Here is a 23,286-nt window from a genome sequence, read left to right as displayed (position 1 = left end):
GCTCGCGCGGTCCCGGTTTAACTTTAGACGCTCTTTTACGAACCAGGAAGTTTTGCCTGTTTTTTATGCATTAAAACGCGACGTCGCAGCGCGCGGCGGGGTGTTTAAGTGATCGTACTCACGAATTCATATTTTTATGTAACAGTTCAAAGAAAGTTAATCGTACTCAATGTATGTTACGCGCTTTTAATTAAAGTGTGGTTTGTGGGTATGTACGAGTTTAATCTGGTGTTGCTGCTGCTTCAGCAGATGTGCGTGTTTCTGGTCATTGCATGGCTAATGAGTAAAACGCGCCTGTTCATCCCGCTGATGCAGGTAACCGTTCGTCTGCCGCACAAACTCCTGTGCTACGTCACGTTTTCTATCTTCTGCATTATGGGCACGTATTTTGGGCTACATATCGAAGATTCGATTGCCAATACCCGAGCAATTGGCGCGGTAATGGGCGGTTTGCTCGGCGGGCCGATTGTCGGTGGGCTGGTTGGCCTGACCGGCGGATTACATCGGTACTCTATGGGGGGGATGACGGCGTTGAGTTGTATGATCTCCACCATCGTCGAAGGGCTGCTGGGCGGGCTGGTACACAGCGTTTTGATACGCCGTGGACGCCCGGACAAAGTGTTTAGCCCGCTGACGGCGGGGGCGATTACGTTTGTTGCTGAACTGGTGCAGATGCTGATCATTTTATTAATAGCCAGACCGTTTGAAAATGCCCTGCATTTGGTCAGTAATATTGCTGCGCCGATGATGGTGACAAATACCGTCGGCGCCGCGCTGTTCATGCGTATTTTGCTCGATAAGCGCGCCATGTTTGAAAAATATACGTCGGCATTTTCGGCAACCGCGCTGAAGGTCGCCGCGTCCACGGAAGGGATTTTGCGTCAGGGATTTAACGAAGTGAACAGTATGAAAGTGGCGCAGGTGCTATATCAGGAGCTGGATATTGGCGCGGTCGCGATCACCGATCGTGAAAAATTGCTGGCTTTTACCGGCATCGGCGATGATCACCATCTGCCAGGAAAACCCATTTCATCAGGTTATACGCTAAAAGCGATCGAAACCGGAGAAGTGGTTTACGCTGATGGCAATGAGGTGCCGTACCGTTGCTCGCTCCATCCACAGTGTAAACTGGGTTCGACGCTGGTGATCCCCCTGCGTGGCGAAAATCAGCGAGTGATGGGCACCATTAAATTATACGAAGCGAAAAATCGACTTTTCAGTTCAATTAACCGCACGCTGGGGGAAGGGATTGCGCAGCTTTTATCCGCACAGATCCTTGCCGGGCAGTACGAACGGCAGAAGGCGCTGTTGACGCAGTCAGAGATTAAACTGTTGCACGCACAGGTGAATCCACATTTTCTGTTTAACGCGCTAAATACCATTAAAGCGGTGATTCGTCGCGACAGTGAGCAAGCCAGTCAGCTGGTGCAATATCTTTCGACCTTTTTTCGCAAAAATTTAAAACGCCCGTCGGAAATTGTCACCCTGGCTGATGAAATTGAGCATGTAAACGCTTATCTGCAAATTGAGAAAGCGCGTTTTCAGTCGAGCCTGCAAATTCATCTTGATGTTCCACAGACGCTGGCGCACCAGAAATTACCGGCGTTTACGCTACAGCCGATTGTAGAGAACGCGATTAAACACGGTACATCGCAACTGCTTGATACCGGTAAAGTCTCTATTAACGCCCGGCGCGAAGGACAATATCTGATATTAGATATTGAAGATAATGCGGGGTTGTATATGCCTTCCGCCAGCGGCAACGGGTTGGGGATGAGCCTGGTGGATAAACGTCTGCGCGAACATTTTGGCGATGATTATGGCATTAGCGTGGTCTGCGAGCCGGACTGCTTTACCCGAATCACTTTACGACTTCCACTGGAGGAGGACGCATGATTAAAGTGCTGATTGTGGATGATGAGCCGTTAGCGCGAGAAAATCTGCGGGTTCTGCTCCTGGGGCAGGATGATATTGAGATCGTTGGCGAGTGTTCGAATGCGGTTGAAGCAATTGGCGCGGTGCATAAGTTGCGCCCGGATGTTCTGTTTCTGGACATTCAGATGCCGCGTATCAGTGGACTGGAAATGGTAGGAATGCTTGATCCGGAACACCGTCCGTATATCGTCTTTTTGACCGCATTTGATGAATACGCTATCAAAGCCTTTGAAGAGAACGCTTTTGATTATCTGCTCAAACCGATAGAAGAGAAGCGGCTGGAGAAAACGTTACACCGTTTGCGTCAGGAGCGTAGTAAACAGGATGTGTCATTGCTGCCGGAAAACCAACAGGCGCTAAAATTCATCCCCTGTACCGGGCACAGCCGGATCTATTTATTGCAAATGAATGATGTGGCTTTCGTCAGTAGTCGTATGAGTGGGGTCTATGTGACCAGTAGCGAAGGGAAAGAGGGATTTACCGAACTGACGCTGCGAACTCTGGAAAGCCGGACGCCGCTACTGCGCTGCCATCGCCAGTATCTGGTCAATATGGCTCATTTGCAGGAAATCAGACTGGAAGATAATGGGCAGGCAGAGCTGATGCTACGTAATGGTCTGACGGTGCCGGTGAGCCGCCGCTATCTGAAAAGTTTAAAAGAGGCGATTGGCCTGTGAAAGACTGTTAGAATATCGTTTTGCCATAGAAACGACCGAAGGTCTCATGCTGAGTAACGATATTCTGCGTAGCGTGCGCTACATTCTGAAAGCTAATAATACCGATCTGGTGCGCATCATGGCGCTGGGTAACGTTGACGCTACGCCGGAGCAGATTGCAGTCTGGCTGCGCAAAGAAGAGGAAGAGGGGTTTCAGCGTTGCCCGGATATCGTATTGTCCTCTTTTCTTAACGGCCTCATTTACGAAAAACGTGGCAAAGATGAGACGGCGCCAGAGTTGACGCCGGAGCGTCGCATCAACAACAACGTGGTACTGAAAAAGTTGCGTATCGCCTTTTCGCTAAAAACGGATGATATTCTGGCGATACTTACCGGCCAGCAGTTCCGCGTCTCGATGCCGGAGATCACTGCCATGATGCGTGCGCCGGACCACAAAAACTTCCGGGAATGTGGCGACCAGTTCCTGCGTTATTTCCTGCGCGGCCTGGCGGCGCGCGAACATGTGGCGAAAGCCTGAGTTGGACTGCCCGGTGTCGGATAGCAACGTGAGCGTTTTATCCGGCCTGCCAATCATATTTCCGAATGCAGGCCTGATAAGCGCAACGCTATCAGGCAACACTATACAAGGTATGTTGCCTGCCTGCACGTCTGCCGGTTATTTCGTTTCTTTAAAACCCGCGGCTTCCAGCAGCGTCTGGGTTTGTTTCATGCTGATGCCCTTACTGGTATCGCCGGACACCATCGTCCCTGAAACGCCCTGTAAGGCCTTGAAGTCTACTTTTTCCATATCCACAGAGACGTTTTCCTGGGCATAGGTCTCTTTATAGGTGAGTTTTTCTTCCACTCCGCCGATATTTTTATATTTCGCACTCAACGGATCGAGAATTTTAGCCGCTTCTTCTTTTGTTTTGGCGCCTACCGTGGCATAGCTGATTTTACTTTCAGACGTTTGCTTAAGAATTTTGTCGCCTTTATAGGTATAAGTAATGGAGATTTCTGTACCCGCCAGGTTAGCGTTAAAGGTTTTTGATTCTTCTTTATCGCCGCAACCAGCAAGAGTGAATACCAGTACGGAAGTCAATGCTGCGGATAATAACTTGCCAGAAATTTTCATCTAAAACTCCGTTTTATATAATGATTGGGTTTTTAAAATAATTACAATGAATTAATGTGACCCACAAATAGCAATGTATCAGGGGGAACAGGATATGACTTTTAGCGGTTATTTAGCAGTCCGGATATGGATCATTAACGCTATTGCTTATTAAGGAAAAAATTAAAATGCGCAGGATAGATACTGCCTGAAGCCTGGCTGGATAAGGGGGGCGTCGCCACCCGGATGAATCTGATAAAAAAGCCGGAGTATACTCCGGCTGATTGCTTATTTTACTTGCTGACCCGGCTTCGCGCCGTCATCAGGGCTTAACAGGAAGATGTCTTTCCCGCCCGGACCTGCTGCCATTACCATTCCCTCGGAAACGCCAAAGCGCATTTTGCGCGGTGCGAGATTAGCGACCATAACCGTCTGGCGGCCAATCAGCGCCTGCGGGTCCGGGTAGGCGGAGCGGATACCGGAGAAGACGTTACGCTTCTCGCCACCCAGATCCAGCGTTAGACGCAGCAATTTGTCAGAGCCTTCCACAAACTCGGCGTTTTCAATCAATGCTACGCGCAGGTCAACTTTGGCGAAATCGTCAAAGGTGATGGTTTCCTGAATCGGGAAGTCGGCTAATGGACCGGTCACCGGGGCCGCTGCTGCTTTTACCTCTTCTTTCGACGCGTCGACCAACGCTTCAACCTGTTTCATGTCGATGCGGTTATACAGCGCCTTGAAGGTATTCACCTTGTGACCGAGCAGCGGCTGTTCGATAGCATCCCAGCTCAGTTCGCAGTTGAGGAAAGCCTCAACGCGTTCAGAGAGCGTCGGCAGCACCGGCTTCAGATACGTCATCAACACGCGGAACAGGTTGATGCCCATCGAGCAAATTGCCTGCAGGTCCGCGTCGCGGCCTTCCTGTTTGGCAACCACCCACGGCGCTTGTTCGTCCACATAGCGGTTAGCCAGGTCAGCCAGCGCCATGATTTCGCGGATCGCCTTACCAAACTCCCGGCTTTCCCACGCTTCGCCAATCCCTGCCGCAGCGTCAGTAAACGTTTTATACAACTGTGGATCGGCCAGATCAGCGGCCAGCACACCGTCAAAACGTTTGTTGATAAAACCGGCGTTACGGGACGCCAGGTTAACCACTTTGTTGACGATATCGGCATTAACGCGCTGGACAAAGTCTTCCAGGTTCAGATCGATATCGTCGATACGTGAAGAAAGCTTGGCGGCGTAGTAGTAGCGCAGGCTGTCAGCGTCGAAATGGTTCAGCCAGGTGCTGGCTTTAATAAAGGTGCCGCGCGATTTGGACATCTTCGCGCCGTTCACCGTGACGTAACCGTGAACGAACAGGTTGGTCGGCTTACGGAAGTTGCTGCCTTCCAGCATGGCAGGCCAGAACAGGCTGTGGAAGTAGACGATATCTTTGCCGATGAAGTGATACAGCTCGGCATCGGAGTCTTTCTTCCAGTACTCTTCAAAGCGGGTTGTGTCGCCACGCTTATCGCACAGATTTTTGAAGGAACCCATATAACCTATCGGCGCATCCAGCCAGACATAGAAATATTTGCCCGGCGCGTTGGGGATTTCGAAACCAAAGTACGGCGCATCGCGGGAGATATCCCACTGTTGCAGGCCGGATTCAAACCATTCCTGCATTTTGTTGGCGACCTGTTCCTGAAGCGCGCCGCTGCGCGTCCACGCCTGTAGCATTTCGCTGAAAGAGGGAAGGTCAAAGAAGAAGTGTTCGGAATCGCGCATGACCGGCGTCGCGCCAGAAACCACCGATTTCGGTTCGATCAGCTCGGTCGGGCTGTAGGTCGCGCCGCACACTTCGCAGTTGTCGCCGTACTGATCCGCCGCTTTACATTTCGGGCAGGTGCCTTTCACAAAACGATCCGGCAGGAACATGCCTTTTTCCGGATCGTAAAGCTGAGAGATGGTGCGGTTTTTAATAAAACCGTTCTCTTTCAGACGAGTGTAGATAAGCTCTGACAGCTCGCGGTTTTCATCGCTATGGGTAGAGTGATAGTTATCATAGCTAATGTTAAAGCCAGCGAAATCCGTCTGATGCTCCTGGCTCATCTCGCCAATCATCTGCTCAGGCGTAATACCAAGCTGTTGCGCTTTCAGCATAATAGGCGTGCCGTGGGCGTCGTCGGCGCAGATGAAGTTGACCTCGTGGCCGCGCATTCGCTGGTAACGGACCCAGACATCAGCCTGGATGTGCTCCAGCATATGGCCGAGGTGGATAGAGCCGTTGGCGTACGGCAGCGCGCACGTTACCAGAATTTTCTTCGCGACTTGAGTCATAGTGGGTATTACTTCTTCTATTGTAAAAAAGGGGCTTTGATAGTACCAAAAGGGGCATTATTAAGTAAGTACTAACCTATGCTCTTCATGTAAACTACTGCACGAGTTATTCGTTATTTATACCAAAAAAGGAGTCGGGATGAACGAACAATCCCAGGCCAAATCACCAGATACCCTGCGGGCGATGGTCACCGGGACGCTGGCGAATTTTCAGCACCCAACCCTGAAGCATAACCTCACCACGCTTAAGGCGTTGCACCATGTTGCCTGGATGGATGACACGCTGCATATTGAACTGGTTATGCCGTTTGTCTGGAACAGCGCGTTTGAGGTATTAAAAGAGCAATGCAGCGCCGATCTGCTGCGTATCACCGGCGCGAAAGCCATCGACTGGAAACTGTCGCACAATATTGCCACGCTGAAACGCGTAAAAAATCAGCCGGGTATTAATGGTGTGAAAAACATCATCGCCGTGAGCTCTGGTAAAGGCGGCGTGGGTAAATCGTCCACAGCGGTCAACCTAGCGCTGGCGTTAGCGGCTGAAGGGGCGAAGGTCGGGATTCTGGACGCCGATATTTACGGTCCGTCTATTCCGACAATGCTGGGCGCGGAAGATCAGCGTCCGACATCGCCGGATGGCACGCATATGGCGCCGATTATGTCACACGGCCTGGCGACCAATTCGATCGGCTATCTGGTGACTGACGATAACGCGATGGTATGGCGCGGCCCGATGGCCAGTAAAGCGCTGATGCAAATGTTGCAGGAGACGCTGTGGCCGGATCTGGATTATCTGGTCCTGGATATGCCTCCGGGAACCGGGGATATTCAGCTGACGCTGGCGCAGAACATCCCCGTTACCGGCGCGGTCGTGGTCACTACGCCGCAGGATATCGCGCTGATTGACGCCAAAAAAGGCATCGTCATGTTTGAGAAGGTCGAAGTACCGGTGCTCGGCATCGTTGAGAATATGAGTATGCATATTTGTAGCAATTGCGGTCATCACGAACCGATTTTCGGTACCGGTGGGGCGCAGAAGCTGGCGGAGAAATATCACACTCAGCTTCTGGGTCAGATGCCGTTGCATATTAGCCTGCGCGAAGATCTCGATAAAGGCACTCCGACCGTGGTCAGCCGTCCCGACAGTGAATTCACCGCCATTTATCGCGATTTAGCCGATCGTGTGGCGGCACAGCTCTACTGGCAGGGCGAAGTCATTCCAGGGGAAATCGCTTTCCGCGCAGTGTAATCACGCCTACGCCTTGCAATGTCAACCAGACATTCACCGTAACAATATATATTGATGCGGTGAATGTATTAACTAAATAATTACTTCTCTATTATTAACTCCTGTTTAAATAAGCGGGCGTTTATCTGAATTGATTGGTAAAAACATTATTTTAATTGTTCATATCTATCTCACTGATTTATTTTTTCAATTGGTTTTAAAGTATCAGTATGTCCATACTGCTCGCCAGGCGGCCTGCGTAGGGTTTAACGTTCACTACAGGAACAATTGCTGACAATGAGAAAATATTTGCTGATGGGAATTATAGTTTCGGCTTATGGAATAAGTATTCCTGTTTTTGCTTCTGATAGCGCAACATTAACCATCAGTGGACAAGTAACCGCACCGACATGCAGCACAGAGGTAACGAACACTCAGTTGCAGCAGCGTTGCGGTAATACGACCTATGTTTCAACGCTTCAGGCGCCTGCCGCTACGCCGATGAGAGGTGTGACGACGCAAAGCTATACAGTGCCAGGTGACAGTACTCGCCAGATTATTATTAACCGTTACGACTAACCTGGACTAATTCACAGGCCCACATCATTGGTATCAATGATGTGGGCTTTTTTATTTGCGTTGTTTATGTATAACATCGGTAAGTTTCGGTAATTAATAAGTTTACGGAATAATGATAATCAATGATTATTTGTTGCAATTATATTGCAAAGTGTAAGTTGCTTTAAATCAATAAAACATCGCATTTACATTGCGGTAACTTCCTGCCTATGAGAGTTTTCTTTTCAAGGGTTAATAACTCTTAATAAATAGAAATTACTTCATTAAGGAAGAGATTATGAAACGTTCAATTATTGCCGCTGCGGTAGTGTCTTCTGTTTTTATGAGCGCCGGGGCTTTTGCTGCTGATGAAGATATGGGTGAACTAAAAATTAACGGAGAAGTGGTAGGGGCATCCTGTACATTTGAAGGTGTAAACAGCGCGACCATTGAATTATCGCAGGTCGGTGTCGACCAATTGACTGGCTTAAACCCTGGCGATATATATACAGGATACACCAGTCCTGAAGCGATTTTAAAAGTAAAATGTACGAATACCGCTAATCCAAGAATTAGTTTTAACCGTTCTCAATTTGTGGACAACACACAGATAACTAAAAATACCGCATCTAACAACGGCGCAGGTTTTGCTGTTTTTCTCGATGGTACTCAGGTGGAACTGGATAATTCGGGGAATTTTAAGCTGGACCCGGCTAAATTTGACAAGGGCGTCTATACCCTGAATTTTACAGCCCGGTATGCTGCGGTTGAAAACACGGTAACGCCAGGTCTTGTTGAATCGGTATTGACAATGACAGTACTGACTGACTAGTTCTCTTTTTGGCGGCTAAGGATTTAGCCGCCTGCATTCTTTTTTATAAGGGTATCTGCCATGAAACGGATGATTGCCTTATGGCTGGCCTGTGCCGCTATGCCAGCGTGGAGCGGCGTTTATATCTATGGTACGCGTGTTATTTATCCGGCCCAGAAAAAAGATATTACTGTACAATTAATGAATGACAGTAAACGAAGTTCGCTTATCCAGGCATGGATTGATAATGGCGATACCAGCCTGCCACCAGAAAAATTACAGGTTCCATTTGTTCTGACGCCCCCCGTCATCAGGGTGGCGGCAGATTCCGGCCAGCAATTAAAAATAAAGAAACTTGTAAATAATCTGCCCGGCGATCGTGAAAGTCTTTTCTATCTCAATGTACTGGATATTCCGCCAAATTCAGGTGAAAGCAAAGATAAAAATGTTATTAAATTTGCGCTGCAAAACCGGATAAAGTTGATCTATCGTCCACAAGGCGTACAAAAAGTCGATAAAGCGACATTTTCCCGCTTGCAGTTGTTTAAAGCGTCTGGTGGCATTAGTATAAAAAATAACTCAGCAAATTGGGTCACTATTCCGGAAGTTAAAGCAAAAAATAAATTAAATAAAGAGACCTTGTTACTGGCACCATGGTCATCGCAAAATGTTCCCACAACGACAGTTGTGAATAATTATACCGTAACGCTAATTGATGATTCTGGTAATTATTTAAGCGAGACTATCAAAGCAGCAAATTAAAGGCGGGGAATTAACCTGAGGATAGATAATGGAAAAGTTAAATACCATCACGCTATCGATTCTTGCGGCGTTACTCATTTCACCCGCCTGGGCTGAGGAAGAAACCTTTGATACCAACTTCATGTTTGGTGGGTTGAAAGGTGAAAAAGTTTCCCGTTATCAGATCGACAGTACCAAACCTATGGGTGGCGTTTATGAGATGGACGTTTATGTCAATAAAGAATGGCGCGGAAACTATGAAATTGATATTCCAGATAATCCTGATAATACCTGTGTTTCTCAGGAACTGATCGCCAGTCTGGGGATTAGATTCACGCCACAAAGTAAAGAAGATAAATGTATTGCGTTGAAAACAGTGGTCCAGGGCGGGAGCGTTTCTTATGATACTGCCGCTTTTAACCTTTATCTGAGCGTTCCTCAAGCTTATGTGTTGGAGCATGAGGCGGGATATGCGCCTCCGGAGACGTGGGATCGTGGAATTAACGCTTTTTACACCTCGTACTATGCCAGCGAGTATTACAGCCATTATAAAAGTGGCGGCAGCGAGAAAAATAGTTATGCAAATTTTGTTAGTGGACTAAATCTGCTTGGATGGCAGTTACATTCCAACGCTAATTTTTCCAAAAGCGAAAACTCAGCGGGTAAATGGCAGAGCAACACCCTGTATCTGGAGCGTGATTTCCCGGTGGTACTGGGAACAATGCGCCTGGGGGAGCAATACACCGGTGGGGATATTTTTGATACGGTACGCTTTCGCGGGGTGCGCTTCTGGCGTGATATGCAAATGCTGCCGCACTCTAAGCAAAACTTTGCTCCGGTTGTGCGTGGCGTGGCGCAAAGTAACGCTCTGGTAACGGTGGAGCAGAATGGTTTTATTGTTTATCAGAAAGAAGTTCCGCCAGGGCCCTTTGTGTTTGAAGATCTTCAACTGGCCGGGGGCGGGGCCGATCTGGACGTGAGTATTAAAGAGGCTGACGGTACCGTTTCACGCTTTACTGTTCCGTATTCTTCCGTTCCTAATATGGTGCAGCCCGGCGTGGCGAAATATGATTTCGCTGCCGGGCGAAGCAAAATTGAAGGCGCTTCTCAACAAACCGATTTTATCCAGGGCACCTATCAGTACGGGGTCAATAATTTGCTGACGTTGTATGGCGGAACGATGTTAGCCAGCGATTATCGCTCATTAACCCTTGGTACCGGGTGGAATACATTGATTGGTGCGGTATCTGTTGACGGTACGTTGTCTCACAGTAAGCAGGATAATGGTGATGTTTTTGATGGCCAAAGTTATCAGATTGCCTGGAATAAATATCTTCCGCAGTCAGCCACTCATTTTTCTCTGGCGGCGTATCGCTACTCATCACGTGATTATCGCACTTTTAACGATCATGTCTGGGGGAATAATCGGGAGCATTATCATCGCGATGATGACGATATTTATGATATCGCCGATTATTATGAGAATGACTTCGGGCGCAAAAATACTTTTACTCTCAATATTAATCAGACGTTACCTGACAGATGGGGATATTTTACCGCCAGCGCCCTGTGGCGCGATTATTGGGGACGTAGTGGTACCGGAAAAGATTACCAGTTAAGCTACAGTAATAGCTGGCAGCGGCTCAGTTTTACGCTATCGGCAACCCAGACGTATGACAGCAATAATCGCGAAGATAAACGTTTTAATATCTATTTTTCTATTCCATTAACATGGGGACAAAGAGAGAGTGGGGGAAATCGAGATATCTATTTATCGAATTCCACTACTTTTGACGATCAAGGCTATGAGGCCAACAACACCAGCCTTAGTGGCAACTTCGGTAATCGCGATCAGTTTAATTACACGACAAACCTCAGCCACCAGCGCCAGGAGCACCAAACGACAGTCGGAGGAGCGCTAACCTGGAACGCCCCACTGGCGACGATCGGCGGTAGCTATAGCCAGTCCAATAAATACCATCAGGTTGGCGGTAATATTCAGGGAGGACTGGTGGCATGGGCTAACGGTGTGCATTTAGCCCCTCGACTTAATGATACGATCGCAATTATTAATGCGCCGTATCTGGAAGATGCGGCGGTGCAGGGGCGTCCTTATTTACGTACCAATGCAAAAGGTTACGCCGTATTAGAAGCATTGACGCCATACCGGCAAAACTTTATCTCGCTTGATATCTCCGAAAGTGAAAGTGATGTCGCTTTGTTGGGAAACCGTAAAGTTACAGTACCTTATCGCGGAGCCGTGGTCTTGGTTGATTTCGAAACAGAAACCAGCAAACCTTTTTATTTCCTGGCGCGGCGCGCAGATGGCGAGCCTTTAACGTTTGGTTATGAAGTGGAAGATGACAAAGGAAATAATGTAGGGCTGGTAGGGCAGGGCAGTCGGGTATTTATTCGTACTGAAAAAGTTCCCGTTTCGGTAAAAGTCGCGACAGATAAACAACAAGGTCTTTTCTGTAAAATCACGTTTGATAAGCAGATTGATGAAAATAATGTTTATGTTTGTCGGTAATTTTCAGGTGATGCTATGAAAAGACTACTATTTTTATTAATGATGATCTCGTTTACACCGTTGAGTAATGCGGCGTGTAGCGCGACGTTAACTAACACAAAGGAATATACTATTCAGTCCGATAGCCTGATGCTGGGAGGTGAGGAGTCAGCGATCATTTCAAATGCTTTTACTGATTCTACCTGCGAAAATAATGATGTGGTAAGTAAATTAGAGACCTCCGAGTATATTATTGGTATGGGACCGGACAACAGCGTTAAGTTAAGGCTAAAAGTTGAATGGCAGAGCAGTAGTGAGATAAGTATGCAAAATAAAAATGGTGTGTTCGAAGGCCCCTATAAGATTACAGTTTCAGAAATAAGTTCACTGGAGGCGGTGACCGTTTCTGCAAATGGCGGGTACTCCGTTAGCATAGACAATATAGCGGTGATGTCGGGCGCAAAGAATCAATGGGGTGGTAGAGAGTGGCTTGTATTTATTTTAAGATATATTGGTTGTTGGGGGAACAGAGAATGTGTTGCAAACGTTATCGCAGATCTTAATGGAAAAGGCGTTTATAAGGCTAATTTAACGATAAATTACAATCGCAAAGAAACCACCTGTGCTCCCCAGAACCTTACTATCACCCTGGATCCGGTGCCGATGACCAAACTTCGCGCGAAAGGAGAAGTCAGTGAATTTTCTAAACAGGGCGATATTATTCTGGATTGCAAAAACCAGGTACGCAATGCAACGCTGACCTCACGGCAGATATCGGTAAATTTGCGCAGTGATTTAGTCTGGGATGAGAATGAATCCGTCCTGAAGCCGGATAATGATAATGGCGTAGGGTTTATCCTGAGAGATTCAAATCATAGCCTACTTAAAATAAATAAGGGAACAGCCATAAACAGCATTTTCAAAACATATGCCAAAGGCAGCGCCGTCAACGCGGTGGAAAGCATTCCTGTTTTTGCAACATATTATGTCCTCGATCCCGCAAAAATTAAAGCGGGGCCATTACAATCGAAGGCATTAATCGTCGTATCTTATAATTAGTTTATTCTGTACGCACTCTTTAGGCAGAGAGTGCGTAAATCATTTACCGATGATAAAAAATCTCGCCATCATAGGCTTTGATAATTTTGCCGTCGGTATCGTTAATCAGCACATAGGCGCCACCCATATAAGTCCAGTGGGTACCGGCATCTGGTGCGGGCAGGTTACGTAATTTCCACTGCTTAATATTGTACTCATCGGTACGGTACATCTGCGGAACGGTATCGCCGGGTTTGAAATGGGTGAAGTCGGCGATAAAGCTTTTTAACTCATATTGATCGATGCCCGTTGTCGCGGGGGCGGCCCATGCAAAACTGGTTGCAAGCAACAGCGCACAAGGCAGCAATTTACTTTTCATACTTTTACCCTCCACATATGCGGGTCAGTTAAATCCGTGAGTATCATTTCTGCTGGCGGCGCATCTGACAAGCGCTATTTTGTTATCTCACGCCTCTTTTCGTAAAAAGTGTAAACGAAAGCCTTGTGAAACAACATAACCGGAAACCCGTTTACCAGAACAAAATAGGTTTTGAGAACTATCTGATAACTATGACATTATTGAGCACCGCGTGCTGTAAATTTACATTGTCTGTTGCAAACAGTATGCTTAATGACAAAACCCACTTAACCCAGCTGGGTTTCACGACTCGGGGTGCCCTTCTTCATTGAAGGCTGAGAAATACCCGTATTACCTGATCTGGATAATGCCAGCGTAGGGAAGTCTGACACTGCTCGTGTCCCTTCTTCACGCGGGCAGGAGCTGAATCATGCAGCCTGACCTGCACTGCCGTACGCTTGCGGCGCATACGCTAAAACAGTTTCGCGACCTCTCTCCGCTCACGCACTGTATGACTAATGATGTTGTACAAACGTTTACCGCTAATACGCTGCTGGCGCTAGGAGCCTCGCCCGCCATGGTGATTGACCCAGACGAGGCCAGGCCGTTTGCCGCCATCGCCAGCGCTTTACTGATTAATGTCGGAACATTAACGGCTTCACGCGCCGACGCGATGCGCGCGGCGGTAGAGAGTGCTTATGACGCTAAAACGCCGTGGACGCTCGACCCTGTTGCGGTGGGGGCGTTGGCGTTTCGTCGGCGATTTTGTCTTGAACTTTTGTCCCTGCGCCCGTCGGCAATCCGTGGCAACGCCTCGGAAATTATGGCGTTAGCCGGCATAGCGCTGAGCGGACGCGGCGTGGATACGACCGAGGCGGCGCTGGCCGCACTACCAGCAGCGCAGGCGCTGGCGCGTCAGACAGATTGCATCGTCGTGGTTACGGGAGAGACAGATTATGTCACCGATGGTCAGCGCACAGTGAGTATTCCTGGTGGCGATCCGTTAATGACCCGCATTGTAGGGACCGGTTGCGCGTTATCGGCGGTCGTGGCTGCCTGTTGTGCATTACCTGGCGCTGCGCTGGATAATGTCGCATCGGCCTGCTGCTGGATGAAACTGGCGGGACAGGCTGCGGCAGAGCGTAGTAAGGGGCCTGGCAGTTTTATCCCGGCCTTTCTTGATGCGCTGTATCAACTGGATGTAGAGGGCACAGATGAAAAGCATTAACGCGCTGACGATTGCCGGCACCGATCCCAGCGGCGGAGCGGGGATTCAGGCGGATCTCAAGACCTTTTCCGCTCTGGGAGCGTATGGCTGTTCGGTGATTACCGCGCTGGTGGCGCAAAATACCTGTGGCGTGCAATCGGTGTACCGGGTAGACCCTGAGTTTGTCGCCGCCCAGCTTGATTCCGTATTCAGCGATGTGCGCATCGATACCACCAAAATCGGGATGCTGGCTGAAACGGATATTGTCGAGGCTGTGGCGGAACGGCTACAGCGCCATCATGTAGGTAATGTGGTGCTGGATACGGTCATGCTGGCAAAGAGCGGCGATCCGTTGCTCTCCTCCTCTGCCGTTGAAACATTGCGCGTCCGGCTGCTGCCACAAGTATCGCTGATTACGCCTAATCTGCCGGAAGCCGCAGCATTGCTGAATACGTCCCATGCGCGTACGGAACAAGAGATGCTGGCGCAGGGGCGGGCGTTACTGGCGATGGGATGTGAGGCGGTGCTGATGAAGGGCGGACATTTAGAGGATGCGCAAAGTCCGGACTGGCTCTTTACCCGCAACGGCGAGCAGCGTTTTACCGCGCCGCGGGTGATGACCAAAAATACGCATGGGACGGGATGTACACTGTCGGCGGCTCTTGCGGCGTTACGACCCCGGTATCACAGTTGGGAAGAGACGGTAAAAGAGGCGAAGCGGTGGCTTTCTGCGGCGCTGGCGCAGGCGGATACGCTGGAAGTGGGGAAGGGTATTGGTCCGGTACATCATTTTCATGCGTGGTGGTAATATAGTGCCTACAGACCCGTCGTCAGGAAAAGATAAATGGAACAAGCGCATACCCGGCTCATCGCGCAATTGAATGAGCGAATTTCAGCAGCGGACAATACGCCGCTGTACATGAAATTCGCCCAGACGGTAAAGGATGCCGTTCGCAGCGGCATTCTTGAGCATGGTAATATTTTGCCTGGCGAACGCGATCTCAGCCAGCTTACTGGCGTCTCGCGTATCACGGTACGGAAAGCGATGCAGGCGCTGGAAGAAGAGGGGGTTGTCACGCGCGCCCGCGGTTACGGTACGCAAATCAATAATATTTTTGAATATTCCCTGAAAGAGGCGCGGGGATTTTCTCAGCAGGTTGTCTTGCGCGGCAAAAAACCGGATACGCTATGGGTGAACAAACGCGTGGTAAACTGTCCGGATGAGGTTGCGCAGCATCTGGCAATCCCCGCAGGTAGCGACGTCTTTTTACTCAAACGTATTCGTTATGTTGATGAAGACGCGGTGTCGATTGAAGAGTCCTGGGTGCCTGCGCATCTGATTCATGATGTCGACGCGATTGGCATTTCTCTGTATGACTATTTTCGTAGCCAGCACATTTACCCTCAGCGTACCCGATCTCGCGTCAGCGCCCGGATGCCCGATGACGAGTTTCAGTCGCATATTCAAATGGATGGTAAAGTGCCGGTGCTGGTAATTAAGCAGGTGGCGCTCGATCAGCAGCAGCGGCCTATTGAATACAGCATCAGTTATTGTCGTAGCGATCTATACGTTTTTGTGTGCGAGGAGTAGCGCCTCGCGCGTAGGCGCGCAGTCGCCGCCGCGATGCCCGACCACCCAGCTCGCCACCGCGTTACCCAGCAGTACAGCATCCGCGAGCGACCAGCCTGACGCCAGTCCTGCCAGTACGCCGCCAGCATGGCTGTCGCCCGCGCCGATGGTATCCACCACGGTTGCCGGAAACGCAGGCACAAAACCGGAAGACTGCCCACTAAAATACCATGCCCCGTCTTTGTCGTGGCGAACCACCAACGGCGCGGAAAAGTGTTGTATCCAGGCCTTGCCGAAGGCTTGCGTGTCGGTTGCGAATCCGGTGCGTTTCGCCGCGATGAGGGCTTCCTGGCGATTCAGGGAGACGACGGGGCGGCATGCCATGATGCGTGCCAACCTGTCGTCCGCGATATCATCGATGCGCGGGCCAAAATCGATAAAAGGCGTCACCTCGGCTGTGGTTTCCAGCCAGTGGATTAGCCGTTCGCCACACGGCGAGGCCAGTTGATAGCCGGACAGGTAAACGAGACTGCCTCGCGGCATCCTGAGCTGCGCCAGCCAGTCCGCGCTCCACTGGTTTTCCACGCCGCTAAAAGACATAAACGTGCGTTCGCCATCCGGCTCGACTAATGCCAGGCACCAGCCGTTATCCCCTTCAACGGGGTCAATCGCGCTGGACAATTCCTCTTTCGCCAGGCGGCTACGAATCCTTTCCGCCCACACGCCCTGGCCCAGCGGCAGCGCATTGCTGGCGTCAATCCCCAGTCGCTTCAACGTTACGGCAATATTCAGCGCGCAGCCGCCGACATTAACGCTCTGTTGTTGCAGTTCAATATCGCACCCGCGCCACGGCAGGGTCCAGGTATCGGCAATAATATCGACTACCGCCGCGCCGATAACAGTGAGCGGCCGTCGGGTGTGCAGGGCAGGTAATAATGTCAACAGGTGGTCCCTGTTCATAATGCCTCCCGCCGTTGACGATAGCTCGCCAGCGCACCCGCATAGTGCGCAAAATCCAGTTGATTAACCTCATCCAGCGTTTGTTTTAACTGTGCGTCGATGGCGCTCACGCCGTGTAACGCGCCACAAATGGCTGTGGCCATCGCGCCGATAGTATCGGTGTCGCCGCCGAGGTTTGCGCACAGTACGGCACAGCGATTAGGGTCAGTATTCGCCAGTTCTACCATGGCGATGGCGCAGGGGACGGATTCAATGGTGCTGGTTCCCGCGCCGATGATTTGATACAGCTGTTCGCTGGCTGATTCGATGCCATTAGCGCGGCGGACAATGTTTAGCGCCAGTTCCAGACGCGCTGATAGCGAGGCGCTAAACGTGGTAATACGCGCAGTCTGCGCCTGATGGGCGACGGCGGGGAGCGAGTCGGCAATACTTTGCCACGGGTCGCCATTCACTGCCCGGGAGACGGCCCATGCAATCACCACAGCGCCAGCGATAGCCAGATCGGATTTATGTGTTGGACTGGAGGCCAGCGCCACGTCCGCAATAAAAGCGCTCAGATTTGTCGGCGGAAGCAGGCAGCCTAACGGCGAAACGCGCATGGCCGCTCCGTTAGTCACGCCGTTGTTTTCCAGATCTGCGACGGGTTTTCCGTCACGAATCGCGTTTAGTGCCACCTTTGAGGTCGGGCCGAGCACGTTTTTATTAAACGCATCAAAGCGTTCCGCCCAGGCGAGGATGTTGCGTCCGATAAGCTCAGGATCAATATTGCCTTCGCCTTCAAGCAGCGCGTCGGCCAGGCAAAGCGCCATTGCAGTGTCGTCCGTAAACTCCGCCCGGTTAAAATAGCAGGCGGCATTGTTCTCTTTGGGGCCGGGTAGAAAGTGGTCAATCCAGCCGAAATGCGCTTTAACGCGCGTTCTTGGCCAGAGTTCCGAGGGCATTCCCATCGCATCCCCTAATGCTTGCCCATAAAGTGCGCCGAGAATACGTTCTGCTTTCATTTTACTTCCCCTTGTGTCAACGCAACATCGCAATCGTCAATAGTGGTGATCTCTTTGTCCGACTCGCGAAAGAAAATCATAAACAGCAGCGCGATAACGGCGATCATCACCGCGCCAAATGTCCACATGCCCGCCCAGTTGAAGGTCAGACCGTTAACCGGTTGCGGATAAGTAAACATTTTTTCCATCATCACACCGCCGAGACGATAACCCAGCAGGCTGCCGAATCCCTGACAGCAGAGGGTAATAAGCCCTTGCGCGGCGGTTCGCATATGGGCCGGCGCTTTTTTATCAACATAAATGTAGGCGGTAACGTAGTAAAAATCGTAACTTACGCCGTGCAGCAAAATACCGAGGAACAGCAGGGCGTAAGTGAAATACGTTTCCGCGCCGCCATAGACAAAGAAGCCATAACGGATCGCAGCAGTGACAAGACCAAGTAATAATACCTTTTTAATACCAAAACGTTTAATGAAAAAGGGCAACGCCAGCATAAAAAAGATTTCAGAGAACTGGCCGAGCGTCATCCAGCCGGTGGCATTTTTCATTCCCACTTCTGTCAGATAGCCGTTGGCGAAGATGTAATAGAAGGCCAGTGGCATTGCAAACAGGAATGAACAGATGAAGAAAACGAGAAAGTTTTTATCGCGTAGCAGGATAAGCGCATCCAGCCCCAGCATGACTTTAATATCCATCTTACCGGTGCTTTTTGGCGGCGTGTCCGGAAGACAGAACGCAAATACGCCCAGCAACGCTGAACTTGCGGCGGTTATCAGCAACGGAATGTTGGTAGGTGAAATATCGCTATAACCTAACATCTGCGGCAGGAATCCGCAGGCGAGCCCGGAGGCTATCCAGCCGATGGTGCCCATGACGCGAATGCGTGGAAAATCGCGCTCTACGTCCGGCACGTTAGCGAAGGCAATGCTGTTCGTCAGCGCAATGGTCGGCATATAGGTTAATGAATAAGCCAGCAGCAGCGGAAAAAATCCGGCAAAGGTGGTTTGCTGCGCCGCGAAATACATCAGCACGGCACCCGCGAACATCAGTACCGCCAGGACTTTTTGCGCCGGGAAAAAACGATCAGTGACGGAGCCGACCAGAATAGGCGACAGGATCGCAGCAATGGCGGTGCAGGCATAAGACCAGCCTATTTCACCAGCTGTAAACCCACTTTTATTTAGCCATAGCCACAGGGGAACGAACCAGGCCCCCCAGATAAACCACTCCACGAACATCATGAACGACAGTTTAGCGGTAGTCTTCATTTTGGAATCCTTCATGACAGGTAAGGTACGCCATGACAATACCATTTAATAATACCTTTAAAATACCATTGGGCTTTTATTTTGATCGGTTTAACACTTTTTCGTGCGTGAATCGAGCCAGCAGATAGCGCCGAAAAAATGCGCTAAAGTTGGAAAAAATGGTCGGTCAGTACCAGGCTTAATGCGACCCGCAATCTGCGGCGCAGGACTATTCACATTCCGATACTCTATCGGAACTTACGGGAGCATAGCTATGACTGATATTGCGCAGTTGCTTGGCAAAGACGCCGACAGCCTTTTACAGCATCGTTGTATGACCATTCCTTCCGAGCAGCTTTATCTCCCCGGCGAGGACTACGTGGACCGGGTGATGATTGACAATAATCGCCCACCAGCCGTTTTGCGTAATATGCAAACGCTCTATAATACCGGACGTCTGGCCGGAACAGGGTACCTCTCGATATTGCCCGTCGATCAGGGCGTGGAACATTCAGCTGGCGCTTCTTTTGCGGCGAACCCACGCTACTTTGATCCTAAAAATATTGTTGAGCTGGCCATCGAAGCGGGTTGTAATTGCGTGGCTTCTACCTATGGTGTGCTGGCTTCGGTTTCACGGCGCTATGCGCACCGCATCCCATTTTTGGTCAAACTGAATCACAATGAAACATTGAGTTATCCAACGGAGTATGACCAGACCCTGTACGCCAGCGTTGAACAGGCATTTAATATGGGGGCCGTGGCAGTGGGCGCAACAATCTATTTCGGTTCAGAGCAGTCTCGTCGTCAGATTGAAGAGATCTCCGCCGCGTTTGAGCGTGCTCATGAGTTGGGTATGGTGACCGTATTGTGGGCTTACCTGCGTAACTCTTCCTTTAAAAAAGATGGTGTCAATTACCATGTCTCCGCTGACCTGACGGGCCAGGCTAACCATCTGGCCGCTACGATTGGCGCGGATATCGTGAAACAAAAAATGGCCGAGAATAATGGCGGTTATAAAGCGGTAAACTTCGGCTATACCGACGACCGCGTTTACAGCAAACTGACCAGCGATAACCCGATTGATTTGGTGCGCTACCAACTGGCAAACTGTTATATGGGCCGGGCCGGGCTTATCAACTCTGGCGGCGCGGACGGTGGCGAGACTGACCTCGGCGATGCGGTACGTACCGCTGTGATCAACAAACGCGCTGGTGGGATGGGGCTCATTCTGGGGCGTAAAGCCTTTAAAAAATCGATGGCTGATGGCGTGAAGCTCATTAACGCTGTACAGGATGTCTATCTGGATAGCAAAATCACCATTGCCTGAGTCGGAATGAAAACAGGCCGGATGGGCATGTGTCCGGCCTGACAGATGTTTTTTTAACGCAGTAGCGGACAGCCAGGCGGCAGGCGGCAGCGTAATGCGCCTGGTAGCACCTCAATATGAAATTCTTGTCCGCTGAGCGGTTCGCCATCCAGATTAAAGGTAATTTCATGCGGCGCATGGATATCAAACCAGGCTGAGGCACCGTCAATAATATTTGGATTGTCATCTGATTGCGTCAGTGTTGAAAACAGCGCCGGTATGAGTTCTTCGCCGGTAAAAATCCGCAGCTGCAACAACCCGTCATTAATCAGCGCGGTAGGACACAATTGTTGCCCACCGCCCGCCTGACGCCCATTACCGATGCCGATCACCAGAGCATCTCCCTGCCAGTGAAAGTTTTCGCCGCGAATTTCGCAGCGGTCAGGTTTAAGGGTATCCATACTCATCAGGCCATGGATCAGATAGGAGACGCCTCCCAGCGCGGCTTTGAGTTTCTCCGGCGTTTCGGTAGTAATGCGAGTGCCAAAACCGCCCGTCGCCATATTGATAAAACAGGTTTTATCGTTAACCTTGGCCATATCAATTTCCATGGCGTTTCCGGCAATCGCCAGTTTCAGCGCTTTGTCGAGTGCCTCAGGAATGCCAGCGCTGGTGGCAAAATCGTTAGCGGTACCGAGCGGCAAAAGGCCCAGGGCGGGGACTACGCCGTCGTGGATCTGGATAAGCGCGGTAGACACTTCATTAATGGTACCGTCGCCGCCGCCCGCAATCACCGTTTCAACGCCGAGCCGGCGGGCTTCATCAACGTAACGTTGCGCGTCGCCCTTTTCCCAGGTGACCCGAACATGAATCTGTATGCCTTCGTCGCGAAGGAGGGTAATGGCCTCACGCAACGGCTGATTATCAGCGCTTTTGCCATTGAGGATCAGTAAGCTGGCGGGAAAGTTAGCCATCCGTTATGCCTTAATGTGTTGAATAACAACCTTCAGAAAGTGTATAGCAGAAATGAAAAAGCGAGGTCAGAACAGGATGAAAATTGAAAAGTTGCGGTGCAATAACGTATAAAAAATAAGCCTGCGTAAGGGAGATTACGCAGGCCAAGGAGGTGGTTCCTGGTACAGCTAGCATTTATGGGTTATGTTTTTCAGCGTCTCGAATAATACCCGCAATGAGCGAAGCGGTATGTGATCAATTTCTAAGAATCTTCCCGCTATGAAAAAATAACCGCCATTAACTACTTAGCATGTGGGTTACGTGTTGATTCGCCTGAGAAATTACGCATCAGTAACGCATAGTCCAGTACGACATCCTGTGGTACAGGCATCCAGACGGTATAGCCGTCACCAGGCGCGACCGGCATGGCTTCCCCTTTGGCGTTTTCCATCTGTTCGAGGGTGAAATTGATATTTCCCTGCGGCGTCATCAGTTCCAGATTATCCCCAACGGAGAATTTATTTTTTACCGCCACAGCGGCCAGCTGCCCTTTACGCTCACCAGTGAACTCGCCGACAAATTGTTGGCGTTCGGAGACGGAGTACCCATATTCATAATTCTGGTAATCGTCGTGCGTATGGCGACGAAGGAAACCTTCGGTATAGCCGCGATGGGCCAGACCTTCCAGCGTTTCCAGCAGAGTAGGGTCAAAGGGTTTACCCGCCGCGGCGTCGTCTATCGCTTTACGGTAAACTTGCGCGGTACGGGCGCAGTAATAAAAGGATTTGGTGCGCCCTTCGATTTTTAGCGAGTGGACACCCATTTTCGTCAGGCGTTCAACGTGGGCGATAGCGCGCAAGTCTTTTGAGTTCATGATATAGGTGCCGTGCTCATCTTCGAACGCGGTCATATATTCGCCCGGCCTTTGGGCTTCTTCTATCATAAACACCTTGTCCGTCGGTGCGCCGATACCTAACGTCGGCTCGACATTCTGTACCGGAATCGGCTCGTACTTATGCACGATGTTGCCGACCACGTCCTCTTTTCCTTCCTGTACGTTATACTCCCAACGGCAGGCATTCGTGCAGGTGCCCTGATTCGGATCGCGTTTATTAATGTAGCCGGAAAGCAGGCAGCGACCGGAATAGGCCATACACAGCGCGCCGTGGACGAAAATCTCTATCTCCATATCCGGCACCTGCTGGCGAATCTCTTCAATCTCTTCCAGAGACAGCTCGCGGGAGAGAATTACGCGGGTCAGCCCCATCTGCTGCCAGAATTTTACCGTTGCCCAGTTTACGGCGTTAGCCTGTACTGACAGATGGATCGGCATCTCCGGGAAGTGCTCGCGCACCAGCATAATCAACCCCGGGTCAGACATGATTAGCGCATCCGGCCCCATCTCGACCACGGGTTTCAGGTCCCGAATAAACGTTTTGAGCTTGGCGTTATGCGGGGCGATATTCACCACAACATAAAATTTTTTGCCAAGCGCGTGGGCTTCGTTGATGCCCAGCTGCAAATTTTCGTGATTGAATTCGTTATTACGTACGCGCAAGGAGTAGCGTGGCTGGCCCGCATAAACGGCATCGGCGCCGTAGGCGAAAGCGTAACGCATGTTTTTCAGCGTTCCCGCTGGCGAAAGGAGTTCTGGTTTAAACATTCTTTTCTCGTTCTGATGACAGGTCAGATCCGCCTCACCTGATGAGGCGGCTGGAGGAGAGTCCTCACTTTAAGGGCGGGCATTGTAGCGCCGCGGCGCGGTGAGGTA

21 protein-coding genes and 1 riboswitch are annotated in these 23,286 nt (G+C 50.4%); of the genes, 13 read left to right on the top strand and 8 right to left on the bottom strand.

The annotated features are described in order from the left end of the window. Positions 1 to 210 precede the first annotated feature (210 nt). Genes SBG_RS10135 through SBG_RS10125 form a run of 3 tightly spaced genes read left to right on the top strand, consistent with a single transcriptional unit; the run spans position 211 to position 3,129 of the window. A complete protein-coding gene (locus SBG_RS10135; RefSeq protein WP_000272843.1) occupies positions 211 to 1,896 on the top strand; it encodes a sensor histidine kinase in 1,686 nt (561 codons plus the stop codon). After that, positions 1,893 to 2,612 carry a two-component system response regulator BtsR gene (gene btsR, locus SBG_RS10130; RefSeq protein ID WP_000598645.1) on the top strand — a complete coding sequence of 240 codons (720 nt, stop codon included), beginning with the start codon at positions 1,893 to 1,895 and terminating at the stop codon, positions 2,610 to 2,612. The genes SBG_RS10135 and btsR overlap by 4 nt, the downstream gene beginning before the upstream one ends. Positions 2,613 to 2,658: 46 nt before the next feature. Then, positions 2,659 to 3,129: a YehS family protein gene (locus tag SBG_RS10125; RefSeq protein WP_000950424.1), complete on the top strand. Its 471-nt coding sequence runs from the start codon at positions 2,659 to 2,661 to the stop codon at positions 3,127 to 3,129. A gap of 138 nt (positions 3,130 to 3,267) precedes the next feature. On the opposite strand, the gene SBG_RS10120 is transcribed toward SBG_RS10125, so the two are convergent. After that, on the bottom strand, positions 3,268 to 3,726 hold the full coding sequence (locus SBG_RS10120; RefSeq protein ID WP_000703144.1) for a YehR family lipoprotein: 459 nt from the start codon (positions 3,724 to 3,726) through the stop codon (positions 3,268 to 3,270). A gap of 267 nt (positions 3,727 to 3,993) precedes the next feature. Beyond that, positions 3,994 to 6,027, bottom strand: a complete 2,034-nt coding sequence (metG, locus tag SBG_RS10115) for a methionine--tRNA ligase (RefSeq protein WP_000195328.1) — start codon at positions 6,025 to 6,027, stop codon at positions 3,994 to 3,996. A gap of 139 nt (positions 6,028 to 6,166) precedes the next feature. Between metG and apbC the strand changes: the two genes are divergently transcribed. The 6 genes from apbC (at position 6,167) to SBG_RS10085 (ending at position 12,933) form a co-directional block, all read left to right on the top strand. Beyond that, positions 6,167 to 7,276: an iron-sulfur cluster carrier protein ApbC gene (gene apbC / locus SBG_RS10110; RefSeq protein ID WP_001005430.1), complete on the top strand. Its 1,110-nt coding sequence runs from the start codon at positions 6,167 to 6,169 to the stop codon at positions 7,274 to 7,276. A 276-nt stretch (positions 7,277 to 7,552) separates the two neighbouring features. Further along, positions 7,553 to 7,834, top strand: coding sequence for a DUF2574 family protein (locus SBG_RS10105; protein WP_001233902.1), 282 nt, complete (start codon positions 7,553 to 7,555; stop codon positions 7,832 to 7,834). A gap of 277 nt (positions 7,835 to 8,111) precedes the next feature. Then, positions 8,112 to 8,645: a fimbrial protein YehD gene (gene yehD / locus SBG_RS10100; RefSeq protein ID WP_000830484.1), complete on the top strand. Its 534-nt coding sequence runs from the start codon at positions 8,112 to 8,114 to the stop codon at positions 8,643 to 8,645. A gap of 60 nt (positions 8,646 to 8,705) precedes the next feature. Then, positions 8,706 to 9,386, top strand: coding sequence for a fimbrial assembly chaperone (locus tag SBG_RS10095; protein ID WP_000827118.1), 681 nt, complete (start codon positions 8,706 to 8,708; stop codon positions 9,384 to 9,386). A gap of 28 nt (positions 9,387 to 9,414) precedes the next feature. Beyond that, positions 9,415 to 11,895 (top strand): fimbrial biogenesis outer membrane usher protein, encoded by a 2,481-nt coding sequence (locus SBG_RS10090; RefSeq protein WP_000413444.1) that lies wholly within the window; start codon positions 9,415 to 9,417, stop codon positions 11,893 to 11,895. A gap of 15 nt (positions 11,896 to 11,910) precedes the next feature. Next, positions 11,911 to 12,933 carry a fimbrial protein gene (locus SBG_RS10085; protein WP_000825910.1) on the top strand — a complete coding sequence of 341 codons (1,023 nt, stop codon included), beginning with the start codon at positions 11,911 to 11,913 and terminating at the stop codon, positions 12,931 to 12,933. A gap of 43 nt (positions 12,934 to 12,976) precedes the next feature. On the opposite strand, the gene rcnB is transcribed toward SBG_RS10085, so the two are convergent. Beyond that, the gene (rcnB, locus tag SBG_RS10080; protein WP_000837534.1) at positions 12,977 to 13,291 is read right to left on the bottom strand and encodes a Ni(II)/Co(II) efflux transporter accessory subunit RcnB; all 315 of its coding nucleotides are present in this window, start codon (positions 13,289 to 13,291) and stop codon (positions 12,977 to 12,979) included. A gap of 280 nt (positions 13,292 to 13,571) precedes the next feature. Then, a riboswitch (TPP riboswitch) is annotated at positions 13,572 to 13,669 on the top strand. A gap of 31 nt (positions 13,670 to 13,700) precedes the next feature. Here rcnB and thiM point away from each other — a divergent pair. From thiM to SBG_RS10065, 3 genes are read left to right on the top strand one after another with little or no spacing between them, the layout of a single operon-like run. Then, the gene (gene thiM / locus SBG_RS10075; protein WP_001182176.1) at positions 13,701 to 14,498 is read left to right on the top strand and encodes a hydroxyethylthiazole kinase; all 798 of its coding nucleotides are present in this window, start codon (positions 13,701 to 13,703) and stop codon (positions 14,496 to 14,498) included. Next, positions 14,485 to 15,285, top strand: a complete 801-nt coding sequence (thiD, locus tag SBG_RS10070; RefSeq protein WP_000836199.1) for a bifunctional hydroxymethylpyrimidine kinase/phosphomethylpyrimidine kinase — start codon at positions 14,485 to 14,487, stop codon at positions 15,283 to 15,285. The genes thiM and thiD overlap by 14 nt, the downstream gene beginning before the upstream one ends. A 36-nt stretch (positions 15,286 to 15,321) precedes the next feature. Then, the gene (locus SBG_RS10065) at positions 15,322 to 16,068 is read left to right on the top strand and encodes a GntR family transcriptional regulator (protein ID WP_000434058.1); all 747 of its coding nucleotides are present in this window, start codon (positions 15,322 to 15,324) and stop codon (positions 16,066 to 16,068) included. Here the strand turns inward: SBG_RS10065 and SBG_RS10060 are convergent. From SBG_RS10060 to SBG_RS10050, 3 genes are read right to left on the bottom strand one after another with little or no spacing between them, the layout of a single operon-like run. Then, positions 16,042 to 17,007, bottom strand: coding sequence for a PfkB family carbohydrate kinase (locus SBG_RS10060; RefSeq protein ID WP_001078056.1), 966 nt, complete (start codon positions 17,005 to 17,007; stop codon positions 16,042 to 16,044). The genes SBG_RS10065 and SBG_RS10060 overlap by 27 nt on opposite strands. Next, a complete protein-coding gene (locus SBG_RS10055; protein ID WP_000642782.1) occupies positions 17,004 to 18,008 on the bottom strand; it encodes an ADP-ribosylglycohydrolase family protein in 1,005 nt (334 codons plus the stop codon). Before SBG_RS10055 ends, SBG_RS10060 begins: the two co-directional genes overlap by 4 nt. After that, complete coding sequence (locus SBG_RS10050) at positions 18,005 to 19,276, bottom strand: nucleoside permease (protein ID WP_000858467.1); 1,272 nt, start codon at positions 19,274 to 19,276, stop codon at positions 18,005 to 18,007. The genes SBG_RS10055 and SBG_RS10050 overlap by 4 nt, the downstream gene beginning before the upstream one ends. A 253-nt stretch (positions 19,277 to 19,529) precedes the next feature. Here SBG_RS10050 and fbaB point away from each other — a divergent pair, with 253 nt between their 5' ends. Further along, complete coding sequence (gene fbaB / locus SBG_RS10045; protein WP_000129594.1) at positions 19,530 to 20,582, top strand: class I fructose-bisphosphate aldolase; 1,053 nt, start codon at positions 19,530 to 19,532, stop codon at positions 20,580 to 20,582. Between the two features lie 53 nt (positions 20,583 to 20,635). Here the strand turns inward: fbaB and yegS are convergent, their stop codons facing one another. Beyond that, positions 20,636 to 21,535 carry a lipid kinase YegS gene (yegS, locus tag SBG_RS10040; RefSeq protein ID WP_001273386.1) on the bottom strand — a complete coding sequence of 300 codons (900 nt, stop codon included), beginning with the start codon at positions 21,533 to 21,535 and terminating at the stop codon, positions 20,636 to 20,638. Positions 21,536 to 21,816: 281 nt separating this feature from the next. After that, entirely contained in the window at positions 21,817 to 23,178 is a 1,362-nt protein-coding gene (gene trhP, locus SBG_RS10035) for a prephenate-dependent tRNA uridine(34) hydroxylase TrhP (protein WP_000476042.1), read from the bottom strand. Positions 23,179 to 23,286: the final 108 nt, after the last annotated feature.

The organism is Salmonella bongori NCTC 12419, assembly GCF_000252995.1.
Classification (GTDB): Bacteria; Pseudomonadota; Gammaproteobacteria; order Enterobacterales; family Enterobacteriaceae; genus Salmonella; species Salmonella bongori.
Note: the sequence above shows the minus strand (reverse complement) of the source record. Positions and strands in the feature narration are given on the sequence as shown.